We start from the raw sequence: 545 nt of genomic DNA on the forward strand, positions 1-545 counted from the left end.
GCGATTTTCACAGCGTTTTCGACTGCTTCTGCCCCTGAGTTAAGAAAAATCGCTTTTTTCTCATGGCTGCCCGGCGCGATGCCGCACAGTTTTTCGGCTAATTCGATATAAGTCGGGTACATCATGACATTAAAACCAGGATGAATCAGCTCCTCTGCCTGCCGCTTCACAGCCTCAACAACCTTCGGATGCGAGTGTCCGACATTTAACGTGCCGATGGCGCCTGCAAAATCAATAAATCTCCGGCCGTCCAGATCGTACAGCTCGGCCCCTTGTCCTTTGACCGCAAGACTGCGGTTGCCGTTGCTCACACCTTTTGACACAAATTGATCCCGTTTTTGCTGCCATTGTGCAGTTGTGATGCTTACTGTTGTTTGACTCATGTGAATATCCCCCTGCGGTATTTTCTTATCATTCTGACTTCTCTTTGGTATGATGAAAAGTACCAATTATAACTTTTTGATGGTATCAGAAGGAGAAACTACAAAATGGATATCACAATTACACTCGATCGTTCAGAGCAAGCCGATTATATCTATCAGCAA

The 545-nt window shown here is 45.7% G+C and carries 1 protein-coding gene; it reads right to left on the reverse strand.

Going from position 1 to position 545, the window contains the following annotated elements; all coding sequences use genetic code 11:
- Positions 1 to 383, reverse strand: a 383-nt coding sequence (locus tag ACWHAR_RS31055) for an aminotransferase class III-fold pyridoxal phosphate-dependent enzyme (protein WP_452088929.1), incomplete at its 3' end; no start/stop codon positions are given.
- Positions 384 to 545 lie beyond the last annotated feature (162 nt).

The organism is Bacillus sp. LR--39 (genome assembly GCF_053613335.1).